We start from the raw sequence: 21469 nt of genomic DNA on the forward strand, positions 1-21469 counted from the left end.
TAGCGATGGAAGAGAACCGAAGCTTTGAATCCACTCAACTCCTTTTAACAAAGAACTTACTCTCTCAGTCGTGTGTAGAAACGGTTGTCGTCGATATGTGGAAGCCGTTCCATAAAGCCATCCAAACGCTATTTCCAGCTGCTTGTCTTGTCATTGATAAATACCATGTCGTTCAAAAAGTGACTCAAGCTTTAGATCAAGTTAGAAAACGGTTTCCAACACTTAAAAAAGGTAGATTTGCCTTATTAAAAGGCTACGAAAATCTAACTGAACAACAAAAGCAACAGCTAGAAGGATGGCTCGACGAACATGATGAATTGGCCTTGGCTTACTACTTAAAAGAATCATTCCGTGACTTCTACCAAGCCAGTGACTATGACACAGCTGAAGAACTATTAGATAACTGGATCAATGAAGCAAAAGCAAGCCCATTTAGAGCTTATCAAGAGGTTGCCAGAACACTGGAGAAGTGGAAAGCATCTATCCTTCAGTACTTTCTCACTCCGTACACTAATGGTCGAATTGAAGGAACAAACCATAAAATTAAAAACATCAAAAGGCGAGCATATGGCTTTCGAAATATCCAACGATTTCGCTTACGTGTATTTTTGGAGTGTACGGGAAAAACTAATGAAAAACAGGCAGCTTAACAGCTTACAAATTCCTTCATCAGCTAGCCAAAGGGTAGTTGGTAGGTTGAAACCCGTCAAGGAACCCACTTGACCGCTTTCAACCTACCAACTGAATGGTGCCTAAGCAGATGAAGGAGTTCGACTAGATTAGTATCTAATCTCGCTAACTTTATTTCTGGAATTGTGCGTGTACCACAGAAAGTGGTGAAGAGACAAAAATATAAAAAATATTTTTTGATTTATATTCAAACATATATTTGACTATTTGTTTTTGTTTGCATATAATAATAATCAAACAAACATTTGATTGATGTGGGGGTGGAAAACTTGCAAAATGATGCATGTGAAGTTACGTGTATAGATGACGAAAAAGTCATAAGAGTTAAAAATGAACTAATCCAACAAAATCCTTTGGAAGTAGCCAAAATTTTTAAAGCATTATCAGACGATACTAGGATTAAAATTGCATATAGTCTCTCTTTAGAAGATGAATTGTGTGTATGTGATGTAGCAAATATTGTTGGTGCTACAACTGCCACTACATCTCATCATTTGAGGTTACTTAAAAATCTTGGATTAGCTAATTATCGAAAAGAAGGAAAGTTAGTCTACTATTCATTAGATGATGAGCATGTAAAGCAACTAATACAAGTTGCATCTGCACATCATAAGGAGGTTGTAAAAATTGTCTGAAGCAAAAGCATTAGAGGCTGAAAAAAATGTTTACCGCGTTCAGGGGTTTACATGCGCAAATTGTGCAGGAAAATTCGAGAATAATGTAAAACAGCTTCCTGGAGTAGAGGATGCAAAAGTAAATTTTGGTGCATCTAAAATTGCTGTTTACGGTAATGCAACAATTGAAGAACTAGAAAAAGCCGGTGCATTCGAGAATCTTAAAGTGACTCCTGAAAAATCTGCTCGCCAAGTTTCACAAGAGGTAAAAGAAGATACGAAAGAAGAAAAAGTTCCATTTTATAAAAAGTATAGTACATTACTTTATTCAACTTCGTTCCTTGCTTTCGGTTATCTCTCCTACTTTGTAAATGGAGAAGAAAATCTTCTTACAACCCTATTATTTTTAGCATCAATGTTGGTAGGTGGATTGTCGCTTTTTAAAGTAGGTTTGCAAAACTTATTACGCTTTGAATTTGACATGAAAACCCTTATGACAGTAGCTGTTATAGGTGGAGCCATTATTGGTGAATGGGGAGAAGTTGCCATTGTTGTTATTCTCTTTGCGATTAGTGAAGCACTTGAGCGATTCTCTATGGACAGAGCAAGACAATCGATTCGTTCATTAATGGATATCGCTCCTAAAGAGGCACTCGTTAGACGTAATGGACAAGAAATAATGATTCATGTCGATGATATTGCTGTTGGGGATATTATGATTGTAAAACCAGGTCAAAAGATTGCGATGGATGGTGTAGTCGTAAGTGGCTACTCTGCAGTCAACCAAGCAGCTATTACCGGTGAATCAGTCCCTGTTGAGAAAACAGTTGATGATGAAGTATTTGCAGGTACATTAAATGAAGAAGGATTACTTGAAGTAAAAGTAACGAAACTTGTAGAAGATACAACGATTTCTAAAATTATTCATCTTGTAGAGGAAGCACAAGGAGAACGTGCTCCTTCGCAAGCATTTGTCGATAAATTTGCAAAATATTACACACCGATCATTATGATCATTGCAGCATTAGTTGCTATAGTCCCTCCTTTATTCTTTGATGGCAGTTGGGAAACATGGGTTTATCAAGGATTAGCTGTTCTTGTTGTTGGTTGTCCTTGTGCGTTGGTCATATCGACTCCAATTTCTATTGTTTCAGGGATAGGGAATGCTGCGAAAAAAGGTGTTCTTGTAAAAGGCGGAGTGTATTTAGAAGAAATGGGTGCCTTAAAGGCTATAGCATTTGATAAAACAGGTACCTTAACAAAAGGGGTCCCAGCTGTAACTGATTATAATGTGTTGAATAAACAGATGAATGAAAAAGAATTATTATCCATCATTACTGCATTAGAGTATCGTTCTCAGCATCCACTTGCATCTGCGATTATGAAAAAAGCAGAAGAGGAGAACATTACTTATTCTGACGTACAGGTAGAGGACTTCTCTTCTATTACAGGTAAGGGTATAAAAGGTATTGTAAACGGGACGACTTATTATATCGGTAGCCCGAAACTCTTTAAGGAATTATTGACTACTGATTTCGATAAAGAATTAGAACAAAATGTTACTACTCTTCAAAATCAAGGTAAAACAGCCATGATTATTGGAACCGAAAAAGAAATACTTGCAGTTATTGCAGTTGCTGACGAAGTTCGTGAATCAAGTAAGGAAATTATTCAAAAGTTACATCAACTTGGAATCAAAAAAACAATTATGCTTACAGGTGATAACAAAGGTACTGCTAATGCTATCGGAGGGCAGGTTGGAGTATCTGATATTGAGGCAGAACTAATGCCACAGGACAAATTAGACTTTATTAAACAGTTGAGATCTGAGTATGGCAACGTAGCTATGGTAGGAGATGGTGTCAATGATGCACCTGCATTGGCGGCCTCAACAGTTGGTATTGCAATGGGTGGAGCTGGTACAGATACAGCCCTGGAAACGGCAGACGTCGCTCTAATGGGTGACGATCTAAGAAAACTTCCATTCACTGTAAAACTTAGCCGAAAAACTCTAAATATAATCAAAGCTAACATTACTTTTGCAATTGCTATTAAATTTATTGCCTTACTATTGGTTATCCCAGGTTGGTTAACTCTCTGGATTGCTATCCTTTCTGATATGGGTGCAACCCTTCTGGTAGCACTAAATGGTTTGCGACTAATGAGAGTGAAAGAATAAAGGGAAAAGGGCTAAAAAGGGCTTTCCAGACAGAATGGAAAGCCCTTTTCTAAAAATGATCTCATTAATAGTATAACTTCTAAATATCCAGCCTAATTAAAAATGGAAAGATTGGGTATAAGTAAAACAGTAGCTTTTATATTACATATTGGTATCCGCATGGGACAAAAATGCTTTCATCCTTAATTTAAAATAATTCTTTTCATTCTTTATAAAATCGAAGGAGGAAACTGAAATGACTTTTGAAGGAAAAAATGATGTAGATCTGTTAGTTATAGGCGCAGGATCAGGAGGTTATGTAGCTGCCATACGTGCTGCTCAGTTAGGGAAAAAAGTGGTTTTGGTGGATAAAGCAGAACTAGGAGGGGTTTGCCTTAACCGTGGTTGTATACCTTCAAAGGCTCTTATTAGTGCTTCTGAACGAGTAAAACACATAAAACATGCCAATTCAATGGGAATAAAGGTTTCTGGTGAAGTTGAAGTAGAGATGCTAGAAGTAGTGAAGTGGAAGGACGGTATAGTAAATAAACTAACGAATGGAGTTCGGACTTTACTGAAAGGCAATGGAGTGGAGGTCATTAGTGGGGAAGCTTATCTTACTGAACCCTATGTTGCCAAAATCAAAATTGGTAACGAAGAAAAATTCTTTTCATACAAAGACTTAATCCTTGCGATAGGATCATTACCTACTGAGTTAAAAAGTATGCCATTTGATAGAAAAAGAATTATCTCGTCAACTGAGGCATTGATGCTTCAAGAAGTACCAAAACATTTAGTTGTAGTAGGTGGTGGTTATATTGGTTTGGAATTGGGTACTGCTTATGCTAAATTTGGAGCTAAAGTGACCATCCTTGAAGGATCAGATACAATTCTTCCAGGTACGGACCCTATGCTTACAAATGTAGTAAAACGTCATTTAAAGGAACTTGGAATCACAGTTATAACGAATGCTTTAGTCCAAGGAGGAGAAAATACAGGCGATGAAGTAAATGTCCAAGTTCAGGTTAATGGGAAGGAAGAGATAATTAAAGGGGATTATTGCTTAGTCTCCATTGGAAGAAAACCGAACACAGGAAAAGTTGGATTGGAAAATATCGGGGTTGAATTAGACCAACGCGGTTTTATTAAGATAAATGATACATGCCAAACAAATGTTGAACATGTATATGCGATCGGGGACTGTGCTGGTGGTTACCTCCTTGCTCATAAAGCTAGTTATGAAGGTAAGATAGCTGCAGAGGTAATAAGTGGGCTAAAAAGTGTAATTGATTTTCAGGCAATGCCTTTTGTTATTTTTAGCGATCCTGAAGTAGCCTATACAGGTTTAACGGAGAAGGAAGCAAAGGAAGAAGGATATGAAACGGTTTCTAGTCGTTTTCCATTCCAAGCTAACGGCAGAGCTTTATCTGTTTCGGATGCCGATGGTTTTGTACAAGTTGTGGCGGATAAAGAATCTAATCGGGTTTTAGGTGTACAGATGGTAGGGCCAGAAGTATCATCTCTTATTGCTGAAGCCGTTTTTGCAATTGAGTCAGGGGCAACGGCAGAAGATCTCAGCCTTACAATTCATGCACACCCAACTTTACCTGAACCACTCATGGAAGCAGCTGAAGGCGTTATGGGACATGCTATTCATATGTTGAATAAAAAATAATTCAAACAGTTAGAGCATATTTAATTTAACTAGGCCTGCACAATCATACGTGCAGGTCGAATTATTTATTTTGGAGTGACGATTAAAGGAAATCATTTTTTATCTAATAACGGCAGCTTTAGCTAATGTTTTGGGCGGTTTTGTTATTTTTCTTAAGAAAAATTGGTACAGAAGAAGTATATATGCTCTAATGGCTCTAAGTTCCGGATTACTTTTCTCAATTACAATTATGGATCTAGTACCAGAAGCTTTAGAAATAATGGAATCAAGTTCAATTTATATAATTTTAGGTTTTGGCATTATATTTTTATTTCAACAGCTGGTAGCACCACATTTTCATTTTGGAGAAAAAACACATCAATCTCAAACCCATACTACAATGTATGGTGCATTAATAGGCATGATGATACACACTTTTTTTGATGGGTTATCAATTGTAGCTAGTTTTGCAATAAACAGCGAATTAGGTTTTGTCGTATTAATCGGTGTCCTACTACATAAGATACCTGATGGTTTAACTATATCTTCCATTGTATTTGCAAGCTTGAAAAGCAAAAAGAAAGCTATAGGTGCAGCTGTTTTATTAGGTTTATCTACCATAGTGGGGGCTACAGCAGCTTTGTTTCTAACAGAACTAGTTTCTTTACAAAGTAGCCTACTTGCCATTTCGCTTTCATTAACTGCAGGTATATTTTTATACATAGCTTTAACAGATTTATTACCTGTTGTAAATGCGACAGAGGATAGGCCTATTATTCTTTTCTTTTGGTTCTCCGTAAAGCGTTCATAGCTTCTAAAACCAAATGCATTTCGCTTTAGTACCTTTGTGGAATTATTAATCCCTTCTAAAAATCCATTTGAATAACCATACGCAAAGCTATTTAAAATTTCCGTCTGCCAGTTTTCGAAGGTGCCTATAGCTCTGCACATTTCTGGTATCCCTGAATTCTTAACTAATTTATAGATCGCTTTTAATTCCTTTTTGACTCTTTCTATTTGGGTTGCCCCTATTTCTTTGGAACGTTTAAACCAGTCCTGATAAGCTTCCTTTAATTCATAAGCCTTTTGAAGCTCTGTTGACATTTTTAAGTAACGATCCAAGTACCAACGCTCTTCCTCTGTCAACCTGCTGTTTTCCTTGTGGAATACATGTTTCATTCGCTTACACTTCTTGCGGTCATATGCATGAAAATCCTTTTGTACTCTTCTCCTTACTCCGTCAAGTGCCCAGTAGATATATCTACAAAAGTGGAATCGATCTGCAATGATAACTGGCCTTCCCAGAGCCTCTTGAACAGCAGCTTTAAAGGATGGACTCATATCCATAATCACCATCTGGACCTTACTTCCATGTCTTCTTAAGTAATCTTTAATCGTACGCTTATAACGGTTCGGCAGAATATCTAAGGGCTCTTTTGTCACTGCGTCAGCTATAATCAGCTGATATTTTCCTTCCTTTGTATCTCCTTTATACTCATCAATGGCAATAATAGCTGGCAATTCCTCTACGGGACGAATTTCACTGCTTGAAATTTGGTCAAACCGGCGAACGATGGTTGTGGCAGAACTTCCATAATTCTCAGCTGTTTCTTTAAACGTTTTTCCTTTGATCGCTCGAATAGCAACTGCCTGGTTCCACTCAATAGAAGTACGTTGGTATCGTTCTACAAACGAATTATTCTCGGCGAATCTCTTCCCACAAGCGCAAACATAACGACGTCTCTTATAAAAAATCTGTGTTTGCCTTTCAAACCACTTTAAATGTTTGATCTTTTGAATACGATAATCATGAACTTTTTTTGTCCTCTTCTGACATTTAGGACAACGGTGTACTTTCCGCTCCATCTCCACATAAAGACGCACGATCTCTCCAACCTCTTCAACCTTGGTAATGAATGTATCTTTTAACCCAGGAAAATTCATGGTAAAATTCATATGCACGCAACTCCATTCTTTCAAACTTGTTTCTAGTCAACTCAAGTATAAAAGAATTGGATGTTTGCGTGTTTTTTTTTGCTCATATTTGTTTCTTAACCCCAACAAATATTATAGAGCCAAAAGAAAAAAGATGACTCCACTCATCATGAAGTCATCTTTCTCCCCTACGCTTGTTGGCGTAAAATTTCAGCTTTATCTGTTTGCTCCCACGGCAACTCAACATCGGTTCGCCCAAAGTGACCGTATGCCGCTGTTTGTTTGTAGATTGGACGACGAAGATCTAACATTTTAATAATCCCCGCTGGGCGAAGGTCAAAGTGTTCCCGTACAAGCTCTACTAAACGTGCCTCTGACACTTGACCAGTTCCAAATGTATCAATCGAAATCGACACTGGCTTGGCAACCCCGATCGCATAAGCTAACTGGACTTCACACTTGTCGGCTAAACCAGCGGCTACAATATTTTTTGCTACATATCGAGCCGCATATGCTCCAGAACGGTCGACTTTCGTTGGGTCCTTTCCAGAAAACGCACCACCGCCGTGACGAGCATATCCACCATACGTATCAACGATAATTTTACGTCCCGTTAAACCAGCATCTCCCTGAGGGCCACCGATCACAAACCGGCCTGTTGGGTTAATAAAGTATTTCGTTTCTTCATCCATCAGCTCTTCTGGGACAACCGAACGAATGACATGCTGTTTTAGGTCGCTTTCAATTTGCTCCAGCGTCACTTCCGGATGGTGTTGTGTTGAAATCACAATGGTATCAATGCGAACAGGCTGATCGTTTTCATCGTACTCAACTGTGACTTGCGTTTTTCCGTCTGGACGTAAGTATGGAAGGATTTCATCTTTCCGTGCCTCTGATAAACGGCGAGCTAGTTTATGACTTAAAGAAATAGGTAGTGGCATGAGTTCAGGCGTTTCATTGTTCGCATAACCGAACATCAACCCTTGATCACCTGCGCCAATCGCTTCAATCTCAGCATCGGTCATTTGACCTTCACGGGCTTCAAGCGCTTGGTTAACACCTTGAGCAATATCTGGTGATTGTTCATCGATTGACGTTAACACCGCGCACGTCTCCGAATCAAAGCCATATTTTGCACGAGTGTATCCTATATTTCTAATGGTGTCACGTACGACTTTAGGAATATCGACGTATGTGCTCGTCGTAATTTCTCCAGCAACGAGAACCAAACCAGTCGTAACAGATGTTTCACATGCCACACGAGCGTTCGGATCTTCCTTTAAAATTTCGTCAAGAATGGAATCAGAAATTTGGTCACAAATTTTATCAGGATGTCCTTCTGTAACAGACTCTGATGTAAATAAGCGACGACTTCTTGTATCTGCCATTTACGAATATCCTCCCTTAAGCACACCCTTACCAACGGCAGGCTGCGCAAAACATGATACGGCACTCATTCTCCACAGCACACTTGCAAAAGTATAAAAATGAGGAAAACCCTTTTCCATTATGAGGAAAAGGGTTAATTAACATACCTTTCGCCTCTTATCTTTCAAGGCAACGCCTTGCAGGTTAGCACCTTTTCACCTTTGTTTAACAGGTGTTGGTTGCTGGGGTTTCTTCGGGCCTGTCCCTCCACCAACTCTGGATAAGAGTATCCGTTCGCGACATATCATAACGTAGATTGGGCACTGTGTCAATATGGTAATCATTGTTTATTAAAATGTTCATTCTTTTGTCTTGTTATTCATGACGAAAAAATGGTCAACTATTCTTTTCGAGTTTGCTGTGAATTTTCTTCTTCTGAATGGAGACGGTCCTCACGACTCTTATGCTCTTCCATCTCTTGCCTGATTTCTTCTCGCATTTGCAGTCGTAATAATTCATTTGCATTATCCCTCGGTTTTACTTGGCTGTACACTCCGCTAGCAGTTAACCCGATGATTAGTGCAATAATGACCTGCTCTCCCCATTCTTTCGGCAAAAACCAAAGAACCGAAGCAATTGCAACAGCAAGCAGCGAACGATAATTTTTATCCATATTCACCGCATTGCCGACGACGGTCACAAGGGCTGCCACCACCGCGGCTATTGTTGCAATGTCGAGAATAAATACATCCTGCATGCTAAAAGCCTCCTTAAGCCGATGCTTCTGTATCGTATGCATCTCTCACTTAAAGGGGAACCTTTTAGGAAAACTTAGCTAAAGCTAAGCCTTAATGGCAGAACATTACTTCCCTTAAGATGTATAGCTAATTTTATTTAAAAAGTGTCACATTTATCATTTTTTAATAATAGTATAGACTATTCATTTAAATGTGTTATACTAAATAAAAATCATGACATTCTTTTTAGGAAGAGGGGTCTGCTTGCATGAATACGATATCAACTACAACACGTCTTGAACAATTGCTGGGCGACCAGCACGTCTTAAAAAATGCACCAGCTTCTACTTTAGTGGAGAAATCATTGCTTCGTGGCGAAGGAAGGCTGACTGATACTGGTGCGTTAACAGTAGCTACAGGGGCTTATACAGGACGCTCACCAAAAGATAAATTTATCGTGGATGAGACTTCTGTCCATGAAAAAATCGAATGGGGACAAGTCAACCAAGCCATTGAAAAGGAAACGTTTCTACATTTATACGAAAAAGTTCTTACGTACTTAGCTGATAAAGATGAATTGTTTGAATTTCGCGGTTTTGCAGGGGCTGACAAGACGTATCGTCTTCCCCTTCAAGTCGTAAACGAATTTGCATGGCACAATTTATTCGCTCAACAGCTGTTCATTCAGCCAACAACTGAAGAGTTAACGCAACATACACCTGAGTTTACAATCGTCTCAGCGCCAGGTTTTAAAGCTGATCCGTCGGTAGATGGCACACGATCGGAAGCATTTGTGATCATCTCGTTTGAAGAGCGTATCGTCCTTATTGGTGGAACGGAATACGCAGGAGAAATGAAAAAGTCAATTTTTTCTGTTATGAACTACCTCCTTCCAGAGCAAGATGTCTTATCGATGCATTGTTCAGCCAATGTTGGGGTAGAAGGTGATGTCGCTCTATTTTTCGGGTTGTCGGGTACAGGAAAAACAACCCTATCAGCTGATCCAAACCGCAAACTCATCGGTGATGATGAGCATGGCTGGTCGGAGCGTGGCGTTTTTAACATTGAAGGCGGCTGCTATGCCAAATGTGTTAACCTATCCTACGAAAAAGAACCGCAAATTTGGAATGCGATCCGCTTTGGCTCCGTTCTTGAAAATGTCATCGTTGACGAAAAAACAGGGCTACCGGATTACAACGATACATCGTTAACCGAAAATACACGGGCAGCTTATTCTCTTGAAGCGATTCCAAACAGTGTGATCCCAAGCGTCGCAGGTCATCCGAACACGATTATTTTTTTGACGGCTGATGCCTTTGGCGTGCTGCCTCCAATAAGCAAACTTACTCCTGAACAAGCGATGTACCATTTCTTATCAGGATACACGAGCAAGCTTGCTGGAACGGAACGAGGGGTCACGTCACCTGAAGCGACATTCTCCACTTGCTTTGGCGCACCGTTTTTACCATTACCAGCAGCTCGATATGCGGAGATGCTAGGGGAGAAAATAGCCCAATACGAAGTTCAAGTGTTCCTCGTTAATACCGGTTGGTCAGGAGGACCTTACGGTGTCGGTCAACGCATGAAGCTCAGCTACACACGGGCGATGGTTCAAGCAGCTCTTCAAGGGGAATTAAATACGGTTGAAACGATCACCGATTCGGTATTTGGCCTGCATATCCCAACGCGTTGTCCTGCGGTACCAGACTTTGTCCTCCAGCCTCGAAACACATGGGACGACAAAGAAAAGTATGACGAAAAAGCACAGGAGCTCGCAAAGCAATTTATCGAAAATTTTAAACGGTTCACGAACGTAAGTGAAGCGATTCAAAAAGCAGGACCAAGTATTTAGCCATTACAGAATGACCTCGGCAAACATTAGTTGCCGAGGTCATTCAAGCGAAACGACAGGTCCTTCTATTCCAGAATCATGTTGACAGCCAAAACCTTGTCCTTAAAAGGGATTGGCTCTAATGGTATCTTTTAATGCTCTATATTTCTTTCATTCATCCTATCAAAAATAACTAGGCTATAAACGAGAGAAAATTTAGATCTTGTCTTGTAATATTTCTCTACAATTCCAAAAGGTAATACCACCTGTCGGTCATTTGACAGGTGGTTTTTATATAAAAGCAAAGCGTATAGCGGTAATGTTTCATCTATGAGACAGTCAAAGAAGTGTTTATGAGGGCTCCTCTACATCTAGCCATTCTTGAGACCATGCTTCGACTTTTTTTAAGACCGGTTCCAGCGCTAATCCTTTTTCCGTTAAGGAATATTCAATCCGAACAGGCGTCTCCGGATATACGTCACGTTTAACAATCCCGTGCTGCTCCAAATCCTTCAATCTTTCGGAAAGCACTCGACCGCTTATCGGAAGAGACGACTCAATTGCCCTGAAGCGCTGTGGCCCTGATAGTAATTGATAAATGATCAAGCCCGTCCACCGTTGACTTAGAATCGTAATCGCTTTTTCAAATCGCGGACACAAGTTCGACTGATTCATTTTAACTCACCTCTACTGTTATCTTATCCCATACTAAAGCTGATTACAAATTTAACGAAATGTACTTGACCGTCATTTAATTATGATTATATACTTACTTACACAAAGTAATTAATTAACTTTAATTTCATAGGAGGAATACAATCATATGCTAACAAAAGAAGAAATCGGCATACTACTTTTACGTTTATTTTTAGGAGTCACATTTTTCATTCACGGTCTCGTGAAATTTCAAGACGGGATCGGTCAGACGGTAGGATTTTTTGATAGCATCGGAATTCCTGGCTTTCTTGCCTATGTGGTAGCAATTGTAGAGCTTGTCGGGGGATTAGCCGTTCTATTAGGTGTTGGGACAAAATATGTTTCCATTTTATTCGCTATCATTATGGTTGGCGCGATTGCGACGGTCAAATGGCCTGCAGGATTCTTAGGTGGATATGAACTAGATGTTGCCTTGCTCGCCATTTCTGTTTATTTTGCACTCGCAAAAACGGCTCCTTTAGCATTGGATAACATTCTTTTTACATCCAAAAAATAAGCAAAAAAAGACTGGAGGCACTTATGATGGCGTTCCACCGTCAGCCAAACACCTTTGTCGATCTAGTGAACATTAAGGTAAGTGATTTATCACGTGCGTTAACGTTTTATCAAGAAATCATTGGCTTTCAAGTGTTAGAGCGCTCGGAGCGATCGGCTACCCTTACAGCAAACGGTCGTACGCCTCTTTTAGTTATAGAGCAACCAGATCCGGTGATTGCAAAACAACCACGAACCACAGGACTTTATCACTTTGCCCTATTATTGCCGAGCCGTGCTGATTTAGGGAGATTTCTCAACCATTTGCTACAATCAGGGTACCCATTGCAAGGGGCATCTGACCACCTTGTGAGCGAAGCGATTTATTTTGCTGATCCGGATGGGAATGGAGTTGAAGTGTATGCCGATCGGCCGTCTTCATCATGGGATTGGAGCAACGGGGAAGTCAAGATGAGTACCGAACCAATCCATGCGGAGAACTTACTAGCCGAAGGCAAAGATGAGCCTTGGACGGCACTCCCCCCTGAAACAATCTTGGGGCATATTCATCTCCACGTGGCAAATTTGTTCGAGGCTGAAACTTTTTACATTGAAGGATTAGGGTTTAACGTTGTTGCCCGATTAGGGAATCAAGCTTTGTTCATTTCGACCGGCAACTATCATCACCATATAGGCTTAAACACGTGGAACGGTGTAGGTGCCCCTACGCCTCCTGAACATAGCGTTGGCCTGAAGTGGTTTTCACTTACGTATCCGAGTGAAGAGGTTAGGGCAAAAACGGTCAATCGACTAGAAACGATCGGGTTTCAAGTCGAACGGAAGCATGGTGAAGAATGGGTGATCGATCCTTCAGGCAATCATATTCGTCTACTTGTAGATGCCTCCTAATCATTTTCTTATTTAAAGCAACGAGACCTCTTGTTAAGAAGGTCTCGTTGGTTGTGTATTATGCTGCTTCATCCAATTCGCGGCTTTCGTCAATATTTTTCGATGTTCTTGGGCGGGAAATTGATGCGAGTATGCTGGGAAATACCAAGCTTCATACGGCTTCCCTTCTTCTATTAGCCGTGCTTCCAACCGTCTCGCATGCTCAAACGATACATGCTCGTCTAACTTCCCGTGAACAATTAATACAGGAGCAGTGATAAGAGCGATTTCATGTAACGGTGTTCGCGCCGCATAAGCAGCGGGCTTTTTCCCAGGGGTACCGCCAATGACACGTTTCATCATCCGCCTTAAATCAACCCGCTCCTCATACGTAAGAACCATATCAGATACACCATTCCATGTTGTGACAGAGGCTACCGGTCGGTAAATGCCACAAAGGAGAGCCATCACTCCGCCACGAGAAAAACCGAAAACATGAATTTGTGACGGGATCACATTCGGATGTTCTGCTAGCAGGTCAAACGCAGCAAAGGCATCTTCTCGATCCACTCCAGCAAAGTCCTCCTGACCTTCCCCACCCCAATTTCCTCGATAAAAAGGAGCGACGACAATAAACCCTTCCATTGCCCACTGAATCATACGTGCTGGTCGAACCATCCCGACTCGCTTAATCCCCCCTCGTAAATACAACAAACCAGGCAGTGGTTCTTCTGTCTTTGGCTCTGCCATATATCCTTTTACAATTAGTCCTCCCACCTCATACGAAATAAGGGATAGACGGATATGGGGACTGGGAGACGGAACGAACTGCTTTTTGAGTAACTTTGTCAATGGTGTCGTCCTTTCCTCAATTATAATCACTGTTATCATACAAAATTTTTTTCAACCTTCCAAACCATTCACCTAATCGTTTGCTTCTTGTTGTCGTTCAATGCTCTTCCTTTCTCACTCATACGTACGTTCCTCCTTTCACCCTCCACCTTACTTGTTGACGTAACGTCAAGGGCAAGACCTTTTATTTAGAATAGAACATTTTATAGAAAGATGAAAAAAGCACCTGTTAAAACAGCTGCTTTCGTTTTAAGTAATCTAGTGTTTTTCTTAGCACAAGGTCTTTCATAATAAAGCTGAAGGAGGGATCTTTTTCGATCGCTTCTGGTAGCTCAGCTATCTTTACCGGACCGTTTGTTTCATAGTAAGAGTTCCGGTTGCTAAGGACTTGCACGTCCGCAGCATAAATGTTTTTTACGATCCGCTCGCTAGGAAGGGTCACCTCATACTGACCGAGAAAAGTAAGAGAACGAACGGTCGCTCCCGTCTCTTCTTTTACTTCTCGTATAGCCGCGGCTTCTGGTGTTTCTCCATGTTCGACTTTTCCGCCTGGGAACTCCAATCCACGTTTTTTATGATTCGTTAGTAACCATTGACCATCCATGTGACAGATGACCCAAACGTGTCGGGGATTTATCGAAAAAGGAGTCGAATCAAAGGCAAGCCGTACGGGATAACCGTAATAATCGTTGAATACGTCCATGAGACACGCTCCTTGCGTCTAAGTAGCTGTCTATAAGTATAGCGAATTCGTTTAGATTTGACTATTCCCTTAGCTCCATGTAGGCTTGACCCCTTCCTCCGGCCGAATCGCCCATAAAATGAGAAGCATCGTAAGAAAAGCAGTGATCGCATTGACCATAAATGTGATACTATGGGATGTTTTCATGAGTAAGGCAAAAAGCGGCGGGCCAAACGCAACACCAACAAATCGCATGCTGTTGTATAAGGAAGTGATCGTTCCCCTCTGTTCTTTGTGAATTCCTTCTGTCACGAGAGCATCCAGACTAGGAAGCGTCATCCCGATTCCGATTCCGCTAATAAAAAGCCCTGCGAGCAATACATAGATACTCTCAGAAAAAATAATCCACGCGGTCGATGCGGTTAGTAATGCTAAACCTAACACGCTCATCCATTTCATCTTCGCTTTATCCTCTTCAATCCAGCGCCCTGTTGCCAGCGACGCTATACAAAGAGCGGCCAACGGAATTGCTAAAACAATCCCCTTTTTGACACCTTCAATTTGATAGCGCTCTTCCAGCATCGTCGACAAATAAAAAAGAATGCCAAATAAGAGAAACATGCAAATACAGCCGACAACAAACACTGCGAACAACCAGCGACCTTCTCGCTTAAAAATCGTTTTAATCGTTTGAATAAACGTCTGAAAAGGAACAGGCTCCTTCGTCTCTTTTTCCGTTTTCACAAGAAAGAGCATAAGTAAAATAGAGAACAGGCAAAAAAGAGGAATCGCCCAAAACGGAAGATACCATACAATCGTCGCTAAATATGCGCCTAAAATCGGGCTTAATACTTTTCCGAATGTATTTGATGTTTCAATAATTCCGAGCCCTCGGCTGACTTCTTTTTCTTGTTGAAACAAGTCACCGACTAACGGCATGACGATTGGGGCAGCCCCTGCAGCACCGATTCCTTGCAACAGTCTTCCGACAAGGATCATCGTATAAGGCGAAGAAGACTTCCATGCAGCAAAGCCAGAGATAACACCTCCGATTGCAGCAAGGATTAAACTCGGAATAATGACCTTCTTTCGCCCGATGATGTCTGACAAATAACCAGCGATAGGAATGAAGATAATGGCGACGACTGAGTAAACTGTGATCAACAAGCTCACTTGCAATGAGCTTATGTCGAGCTCACGTTCTATGATAGGAAGCACGGGGATCAACATGGAGTTACCGAGCGTCATCACAAGAGGAATTGAAGCTAATGACATAAGCGCCCATGTTTTCTTGTCCTTCATCAACTGCTCTCCTCTTTTCCGTTGTTTCATAATCACTACATCGTTAGTATGGGGGCATTAAAGCGTTCTATGCATGATTAGTAAAAGTGCAAAAGCGTCCATTCCTTTTGAAATGGACGCTGACGTTTTTGTCTACAAAATCATAACCGATAGTGATCGCTCTCCTTTAAGGAACGGTACAATCCGTTTGACACGATATTCGATTGGGTCTGTTGAGAGCCTTGTCTTGTTTTAAATTCATCAATTAATTCCTGGCCCATATACCCTTCATCGATGAGCTCTTTTAACATATGCTCGACGACGTCTTCTTTTTGCAGTAATAACTTCCCTTCTAAAAGAACGCTCACTTGCTCTTTTAATGGTGTCATTTTCCGGACATGGGTGATCATCGTGGCCGGATAGTTGTTCTTACTCGTAATCACAACTTCAACGATGACATCCCGATCCTGCTGTTTGATTTCTTGGAAAAAGGCCGCTTGCTCTTGTGACATAACCGCATCGATGAGCCACATTTTTTTCTTGTTTTCCATGTTAATAATGAGCCCATCTTCAATGGATACGTCCACATGTTTAATCTCATCGCCCTCTTCTTTCCATACATGAAGCGAATAAAGCTTAAACGTTTTCATGGAAGCCCTCCTTTTCGTTACTCCAATTAAACCATATGTCCACAATCCCTGTCCAAAAAATTCGGCTTATTTTACGTCCGCCATGCCCTCATGCTAAATCGTAACAAGGCTTAAAGCAACAAAAGCAAGAGGATTCCCGGTGAGCTTAGCGAACCGCTAATGACTGAACGTAGACCACTATATGAGAAAGCCTTCGCCCTGCGCTAAATACCTTCGTTTATTTTTCTTAAAGTGTCAGCGACTCTTAATGGCGAGAACGACCGTTTTCTTTTATGAGAAGTTAACGTTTTTAAAGTGAAAAAAAGAGCTCATCTTCGTTTAGGAAAATGAGCTTAGCTTTTTATCACGAACTTTTTTGCGAAAATTGTAGTTCTAATTGACGTTCCGATATCCATTGTATGAGTTCCAGCTCTTTGTTTGTCAGCTCACGATCAAGTTTACTTTGACACTCGTCCACTAAACTCTTTGTTAGTTCTTGCCTCATCATGATCATGTCTCCTTTTAACCTGACTTGCTAAGACAAATGAACATCGCGCGAATTTCTTAAATAAAGATTCGTGATCTACTGCTGAAAACCCTTTCTTGTATAAAGAATTTTTTTTATATTCTTACAATTTCCTCTTCCTGAAAAGGCAAACATCTACGTACCATTTCGTTCATTAATAATTCAATGAAATCTTGCTTTAAATTAAGCTCTTTAGCCCGAACGTAAGCTTCAATCAATACATCATCATGAATGTTATCCATTCTTACCTTTCCTCCACACACATGTAATCAAATAATCTTGTCTCTATACTCCCCTTTACGAGTCAAACGTTAAAGCATCATAGGCTCTTTTTAGTCGACGCATGGCTTCTTCAACCGTTACTCGTGGACAAGCAATATTCATCCGTTCAAACGACTGCCCTTCTACACCGAAAATTTCACCGTGATTCATCGCTACTTTCGCTTCATCTACCAACCATTTCTTTCGTTCACTTGCCGTTAGCCCTAATCGTGAACAATCAATCCACAACAAGTACGTTCCTTCTGGCTCAAGGACGGAAAGTCTTGGCATTGAAGTCTCAAGCGTGTCCTTCACATATAAATAATTGTCCCACACGTATTTCCGTAAAGCTAACAGCCATTCATCGCCTTGGTTATACGCAACTTCTGTGACAAGCTCCGCAAACGAGTTCGACATACCCATAAACCGATTTTTTAAATATTTTTGCAGTCTAGCTCTGTACTTATCGTTACGAATGACACAATAGGATGTTTGCAGGCCAGCCAAATTGAATGTCTTACTTGGGGCAAGACATGTAAATGTGCGACTCGCGACCTCTGCTGATAATGAAGCAATTGGGATATGTTTCTTCCCTTCAAAGACCAAATCTGCATGAATTTCATCTGATACGAGAAGCAAATCATGTTTCACGCAAAGCTCGGCAATCTTCTCTAATTCTTCTTTCCGCCAAACACGCCCGACTGGATTATGTGGGTTGCATAGAATGAGCATCTTCGTTTTTTCAGAGATGACCGATGATAAATGCTCTAGATCCATCGTATAGGTTTCACCATCAAAACGAAGGGGATTTTTCACGAGCGTCCGCTCATTATTGAGCACTAATTGATAAAACGGGTAATACACTGGGGTTTGGATTACGATTTCGTCTCCTACCGCTGTGAACGCTTCAATGATGTAACTAATCGTCGGCACGACACCTGAAGTGTACACAATATCTGATTCTCGAATCTCCCAATCATAATGACGTTTCACCCAATGTTTAACGGCTGCGTCAACAGACGGGGAATGAACAGGATAGCCAAAAACCCCATGCTCTACTCGTTCTTTTAACGCATCGATCACAGGCTGTGGTGCACGAAAATCCATATCTGCCACCCACATAGGCAAGAGATCTTCTCCTTGAAATAACTGATCTACAGCGTCCCACTTGGCGGAGGCTGTCTGTTTTCGTTCAATGACTTGATCAAAGACTGTTCGTGAGATCAACAAATTTCCGCTCCTTTCTTCCTAAGATTGAAACAGTCTTAAGGGCAAAACATAACCCCTAACCTATTCAATCTTTTTAAAAGAATCTCTTTTTATTTTTCAAGTACTTCTGGATTGGCTATATGGGTTAACGATTTTCCTTTGATCCCAAGAAGCAAATTTTCAATGGCTAAGCGCACCATCTCTCGCCTCGTGCCTACTTCGGCGCTACCGATGTGGGGCAATGCCACAACATTCGGCAATTGTACGAGAGGATGATCGGCTGAAATTGGCTCTTTTTCATACACATCAAGACCAGCTCCTGCGATCCACCCTTCCGTCAATGCACGGTATAGGGCTTGTTCATCTACATTTGTTCCTCTTGATGTATTGATGAAGTGAGCGGTCGACTTCATTTTTTGAAATTGCGCTGGCCCCATCATCTTCCGCGTTTCATCCGTCGAAGGAGCCAACAAGACGACGTAATCAGATCTGGCTAACAGGTGATCAAGGGAGCAATACGTTGCGCCAAGCTCTTTTTCAGCCTGTTCATTTCGGCTCCGATTATGATAGAGGAGCGTCATATTGAAGCCCTTCGCCCGTTTGGCTACCGCTTGGCCAATTCGCCCCATTCCAATGATCCCCAATGTCGTTCCATAAATGGCCTGACCCGTTAACATAAAGGGGCCCCAGCTTTTCCATTGGTCATTTCGCACATAATCGATGCTTTCGCGCAATCGACGACCTGTGGCCATAAGGAGAGCAAACGTTAAATCAGCCGTAGCCTCGGTTAAAACCCCCGGCGTATGTCCAACAGAAACCCCGCGTTTTGTCGCTTCTTTGATGTCAATATTATCGTACCCAACAGCCATCGTACTTACGACTTTAAGTCGTTTCGCCCGCTCAAATGCTTCTACATCAAAACGATCCGTTAAATTCGTAAATACACCGTCGGCTTCTTCAAGCTCTTTTAAAAAAAGCTCCCGCGGCATCGGTATATTTTCTTCCGTCCACATGCGAATGTCATGCTCATCTTTGAGCGGTTCAATCCACTCTGGATCAAGAGCACGTGTAAACAATAGCCTCACCAATCATCTCCTCCTTCCTCATTAATAGACTCTCGGCATTCGCCGAGCTTTGTGGTTCAAGGATTTTCCTCAAACCAATTTATTTCATCCCTCCTATTTTAGGTGGGATTTTTTAATGTTCATTTTTTAAAACTGGAAATTAATTATCAAAATATTTTCTCGAATTCGACAAGAAACACTTGACTTTTCAAAAACACCACAATAATCGCCGGTGAAGGGATTATTTTCCCTTACTACTTGTGATTGAGGTGCCAAAATGAAACCAACGTTTATTGCACACGAAACTTATCAAAACTTCGTTCTAAATCAGTTAAATGCCCATTATTCTGGCGGCATTCTTACCCTTGTTAATAAGGATTGGCCAGTAATTAAAAAGCTTTGGATAACTGATCTCTCTTCGGTAACTACATGGCTTGGTGATTCCTATTCCAAAAAGGGACCAAAGCCTCGTGACCCTGCTTCTATGATGCGTTCTTATCTGCTTTCATTATTTGTTCAACCTACAAAAGGTATTACTCATTGGGTTGATCAACTTCGTCGCGTTCCGTTGTATGCAATTCTTAGCGGTTTTGAACCCGGTGACACACCAGGTGTTGGAACATTTGAAGACTTTTTCAAACGTTTATGGGCCTTCGAAAGCCCGAATGTTATGCCGAAGGTCAAACCTAAAAAGAAAAAGTCAAAAAAGAAAAAGAAGCCTAAAAAGGGTGAAAAAGCTGAACCTAAGAATCCCGGAATTGTTCGTAAACTCGTTGATCGGGCAATGCGTTATGGTTCCAAACAAAAACAACTGCCAGGAGACCGATTATTTGAGTTTTTTCAATCCCAATTTTTAGCGGTTTCTACGAAACTTGGTCTTCTTGGGGATCCCGAAGCTCTAGGTGTAGTTGGAGATGGGACACCAATTGAAACAGCTAGGTACCCGAGAAGTAAATCAACCTGTAATTGTAGTGCCCAAGGACTAACGAACTGTACTCACCCACGCCAGTATTCACAACCCGACATCGACTCAGGCTGGGATAGTTCTAAGGAAAAGTACTTCAACGGATATCATCTCTACATGATATCCACTAGCGATAGCCAATACGACTTACCGCTATATCCACGGCTGCATCCTGCTTCCCGGCATGATTCAGTCAGCCTAGTGGTTAGTTCAATTGAATTTTCGCAACGGTACACCTTGGGCACGATTGATAAAATTCTTCTTGATGCAGCGCACGATGCTGAGGCCATTTATGAGCTACTTGAACATCAAAATGTGGAACCCTTCATCGATTTAAATGTTCGAACAAAGAAGAACTTTAGTACAGAAAGTGATATTCAAATATCTCCAACAGGTGTTCCAATCTGTCCGATTGGGAAGGAGATGAAGCCCAACGGGTTTGACAAATCTCAAAATCGGCAAAAATGGCGTTGTCCACTTGCTTGCGGTACCAAAAATACATGCTCATCACCGTGTTCAAAAGCAAAATATGGTCGGACATTCCATACATTCAGAGAGGATAATCTACGATTATTTACCAAAACACCAAGGTCCTCTGAAAAGTGGAAACTTATATACAAACGAAGAACCTCTGTTGAACGTTCTAATAAAAGAGAAAAAATAGATTATCACTTGGAATCTGGACGCCACCGGTCAACAAAAATGTGGTACATTCGCCTATACGCCATAATGATGTGTCAGCACATCGATGCTTGGTACAGCAGTCAGAAAGAGCAGTTAAATATTGAAGAAATCATCTTTCCTAAAGCCGCCTAGTCAATTTTTAAAAAAATAATGGCAATAGGTTTCTTTGTCATGCACATTTTTGAAAATACAATGAAAATAATGAGTGTGCAGGCCATTCCAATCCAATTTCCAGTAATTTTGGTTCATTT

General features: G+C 41.0%; 20 protein-coding genes, 1 pseudogene and 1 riboswitch. Of the genes and pseudogenes, 9 read left to right on the forward strand and 12 right to left on the reverse strand.

The features are described from left to right. The 5 genes from E2L07_RS11900 to E2L07_RS21250 form a co-directional block, all read left to right on the forward strand. On the forward strand, positions 1–650 hold a 650-nt coding region (locus tag E2L07_RS11900), incomplete at its 5' end, for an ISL3 family transposase (protein WP_134229478.1). Positions 651–959: 309 nt separating this feature from the next. Then, on the forward strand, positions 960–1325 hold the full coding sequence (locus E2L07_RS11905; RefSeq protein WP_134229657.1) for an ArsR/SmtB family transcription factor: 366 nt from the start codon (positions 960–962) through the stop codon (positions 1323–1325). Continuing rightward, positions 1318–3483: a heavy metal translocating P-type ATPase gene (locus E2L07_RS11910; protein ID WP_134229658.1), complete on the forward strand. Its 2166-nt coding sequence runs from the start codon at positions 1318–1320 to the stop codon at positions 3481–3483. The genes E2L07_RS11905 and E2L07_RS11910 overlap by 8 nt, the downstream gene beginning before the upstream one ends. Positions 3484–3718: 235 nt before the next feature. Next, on the forward strand, positions 3719–5137 hold the full coding sequence (gene lpdA / locus E2L07_RS11915) for a dihydrolipoyl dehydrogenase (RefSeq protein ID WP_134229659.1): 1419 nt from the start codon (positions 3719–3721) through the stop codon (positions 5135–5137). A 403-nt stretch (positions 5138–5540) separates the two neighbouring features. After that, complete coding sequence (locus E2L07_RS21250; protein WP_243854950.1) at positions 5541–5927, forward strand: ZIP family metal transporter; 387 nt, start codon at positions 5541–5543, stop codon at positions 5925–5927. On the opposite strand, the pseudogene E2L07_RS11925 reads toward E2L07_RS21250, so the two are convergent. The 3 genes and pseudogenes from E2L07_RS11925 to E2L07_RS11935 form a co-directional block, all read right to left on the reverse strand. After that, positions 5915–7072, reverse strand: a pseudogene (locus E2L07_RS11925) (ISL3-like element IS652 family transposase); the annotation flags it as partial. The gene E2L07_RS21250 and the pseudogene E2L07_RS11925 sit on opposite strands and share 13 nt — an antisense overlap. 167 nt (positions 7073–7239) lie before the next feature. Continuing rightward, positions 7240–8439 carry a methionine adenosyltransferase gene (metK, locus tag E2L07_RS11930; protein WP_134229660.1) on the reverse strand — a complete coding sequence of 400 codons (1200 nt, stop codon included), beginning with the start codon at positions 8437–8439 and terminating at the stop codon, positions 7240–7242. A 154-nt stretch (positions 8440–8593) separates the two neighbouring features. Then, a riboswitch (SAM riboswitch) is annotated at positions 8594–8706 on the reverse strand. 113 nt (positions 8707–8819) lie between these two features. Then, a complete protein-coding gene (locus E2L07_RS11935; RefSeq protein ID WP_053430453.1) occupies positions 8820–9176 on the reverse strand; it encodes a hypothetical protein in 357 nt (118 codons plus the stop codon). Positions 9177–9424: 248 nt separating this feature from the next. On the opposite strand from E2L07_RS11935, the gene pckA reads away from it, so the two are divergent. After that, positions 9425–11008, forward strand: coding sequence for a phosphoenolpyruvate carboxykinase (ATP) (pckA, locus tag E2L07_RS11940; protein ID WP_134229661.1), 1584 nt, complete (start codon positions 9425–9427; stop codon positions 11006–11008). Between the two features lie 330 nt (positions 11009–11338). Here the strand turns inward: pckA and E2L07_RS11945 are convergent, their stop codons facing one another. Then, positions 11339–11662, reverse strand: a complete 324-nt coding sequence (locus E2L07_RS11945) for a winged helix-turn-helix transcriptional regulator (RefSeq protein WP_010899444.1) — start codon at positions 11660–11662, stop codon at positions 11339–11341. 148 nt (positions 11663–11810) lie between these two features. On the opposite strand from E2L07_RS11945, the gene E2L07_RS11950 reads away from it, so the two are divergent. Both E2L07_RS11950 and E2L07_RS11955 read left to right on the forward strand, forming a co-directional pair. After that, positions 11811–12200 (forward strand): DoxX family protein, encoded by a 390-nt coding sequence (locus E2L07_RS11950; RefSeq protein WP_010899445.1) that lies wholly within the window; start codon positions 11811–11813, stop codon positions 12198–12200. Between the two features lie 26 nt (positions 12201–12226). After that, positions 12227–13087, forward strand: coding sequence for a VOC family protein (locus E2L07_RS11955; RefSeq protein WP_134229685.1), 861 nt, complete (start codon positions 12227–12229; stop codon positions 13085–13087). Positions 13088–13120: 33 nt separating this feature from the next. Here E2L07_RS11955 and E2L07_RS11960 read toward each other — a convergent pair whose 3' ends face one another. From E2L07_RS11960 to E2L07_RS11990, 8 genes are all read right to left on the reverse strand, one after another. Then, the gene (locus tag E2L07_RS11960) at positions 13121–13918 is read right to left on the reverse strand and encodes an alpha/beta hydrolase family protein (protein WP_233443846.1); all 798 of its coding nucleotides are present in this window, start codon (positions 13916–13918) and stop codon (positions 13121–13123) included. A 229-nt stretch (positions 13919–14147) separates the two neighbouring features. Continuing rightward, on the reverse strand, positions 14148–14621 hold the full coding sequence (gene ytkD, locus E2L07_RS11965) for an RNA deprotection pyrophosphohydrolase (protein ID WP_053430447.1): 474 nt from the start codon (positions 14619–14621) through the stop codon (positions 14148–14150). Positions 14622–14690: 69 nt separating this feature from the next. Beyond that, positions 14691–15902 (reverse strand): bacillibactin exporter BcbE, encoded by a 1212-nt coding sequence (locus E2L07_RS11970; RefSeq protein ID WP_134229663.1) that lies wholly within the window; start codon positions 15900–15902, stop codon positions 14691–14693. A 140-nt stretch (positions 15903–16042) separates the two neighbouring features. Continuing rightward, positions 16043–16531 (reverse strand): YwpF-like family protein, encoded by a 489-nt coding sequence (locus tag E2L07_RS11975; protein ID WP_010899451.1) that lies wholly within the window; start codon positions 16529–16531, stop codon positions 16043–16045. Positions 16532–16874: 343 nt separating this feature from the next. After that, positions 16875–17018 carry a hypothetical protein gene (locus tag E2L07_RS20820; RefSeq protein ID WP_010899452.1) on the reverse strand — a complete coding sequence of 48 codons (144 nt, stop codon included), beginning with the start codon at positions 17016–17018 and terminating at the stop codon, positions 16875–16877. A gap of 113 nt (positions 17019–17131) precedes the next feature. Then, the gene (locus tag E2L07_RS11980) at positions 17132–17278 is read right to left on the reverse strand and encodes a sporulation histidine kinase inhibitor Sda (protein ID WP_134229664.1); all 147 of its coding nucleotides are present in this window, start codon (positions 17276–17278) and stop codon (positions 17132–17134) included. Between the two features lie 55 nt (positions 17279–17333). Next, the gene (locus E2L07_RS11985; RefSeq protein ID WP_338121499.1) at positions 17334–18524 is read right to left on the reverse strand and encodes a MalY/PatB family protein; all 1191 of its coding nucleotides are present in this window, start codon (positions 18522–18524) and stop codon (positions 17334–17336) included. Positions 18525–18616: 92 nt separating this feature from the next. After that, positions 18617–19591, reverse strand: a complete 975-nt coding sequence (locus E2L07_RS11990; protein WP_010899455.1) for a 2-hydroxyacid dehydrogenase — start codon at positions 19589–19591, stop codon at positions 18617–18619. 256 nt (positions 19592–19847) lie between these two features. Here E2L07_RS11990 and E2L07_RS11995 point away from each other — a divergent pair, with 256 nt between their 5' ends. Then, positions 19848–21350 (forward strand): transposase, encoded by a 1503-nt coding sequence (locus tag E2L07_RS11995; RefSeq protein ID WP_134228599.1) that lies wholly within the window; start codon positions 19848–19850, stop codon positions 21348–21350. Positions 21351–21469: the final 119 nt, after the last annotated feature.

The organism is Halalkalibacterium halodurans, assembly GCF_004376175.1.
GTDB lineage: Bacteria > Bacillota > Bacilli > Bacillales > Bacillaceae_D > Halalkalibacterium > Halalkalibacterium halodurans.

Coding starts and splice junctions, on each gene's coding strand:
- metK (WP_134229660.1), bottom strand. CDS start 8,439: ATGGCAGATACAAGAAGTCGTCGCTTATTTACATCAGAGTCTGTTACA.
- E2L07_RS21250 (WP_243854950.1), top strand. CDS start 5,541: ATGATACACACTTTTTTTGATGGGTTATCAATTGTAGCTAGTTTTGCA.
- E2L07_RS11975 (WP_010899451.1), bottom strand. CDS start 16,531: ATGAAAACGTTTAAGCTTTATTCGCTTCATGTATGGAAAGAAGAGGGC.
- E2L07_RS11980 (WP_134229664.1), bottom strand. CDS start 17,278: ATGGATAACATTCATGATGATGTATTGATTGAAGCTTACGTTCGGGCT.
- E2L07_RS11955 (WP_134229685.1), top strand. CDS start 12,227: ATGGCGTTCCACCGTCAGCCAAACACCTTTGTCGATCTAGTGAACATT.
- E2L07_RS11995 (WP_134228599.1), top strand. CDS start 19,848: ATGAAACCAACGTTTATTGCACACGAAACTTATCAAAACTTCGTTCTA.
- E2L07_RS20820 (WP_010899452.1), bottom strand. CDS start 17,018: ATGATGAGGCAAGAACTAACAAAGAGTTTAGTGGACGAGTGTCAAAGT.
- E2L07_RS11935 (WP_053430453.1), bottom strand. CDS start 9,176: ATGCAGGATGTATTTATTCTCGACATTGCAACAATAGCCGCGGTGGTG.
- lpdA (WP_134229659.1), top strand. CDS start 3,719: ATGACTTTTGAAGGAAAAAATGATGTAGATCTGTTAGTTATAGGCGCA.
- E2L07_RS11945 (WP_010899444.1), bottom strand. CDS start 11,662: ATGAATCAGTCGAACTTGTGTCCGCGATTTGAAAAAGCGATTACGATT.
- ytkD (WP_053430447.1), bottom strand. CDS start 14,621: ATGGACGTATTCAACGATTATTACGGTTATCCCGTACGGCTTGCCTTT.
- E2L07_RS11950 (WP_010899445.1), top strand. CDS start 11,811: ATGCTAACAAAAGAAGAAATCGGCATACTACTTTTACGTTTATTTTTA.
- E2L07_RS11970 (WP_134229663.1), bottom strand. CDS start 15,902: ATGAAGGACAAGAAAACATGGGCGCTTATGTCATTAGCTTCAATTCCT.
- pckA (WP_134229661.1), top strand. CDS start 9,425: ATGAATACGATATCAACTACAACACGTCTTGAACAATTGCTGGGCGAC.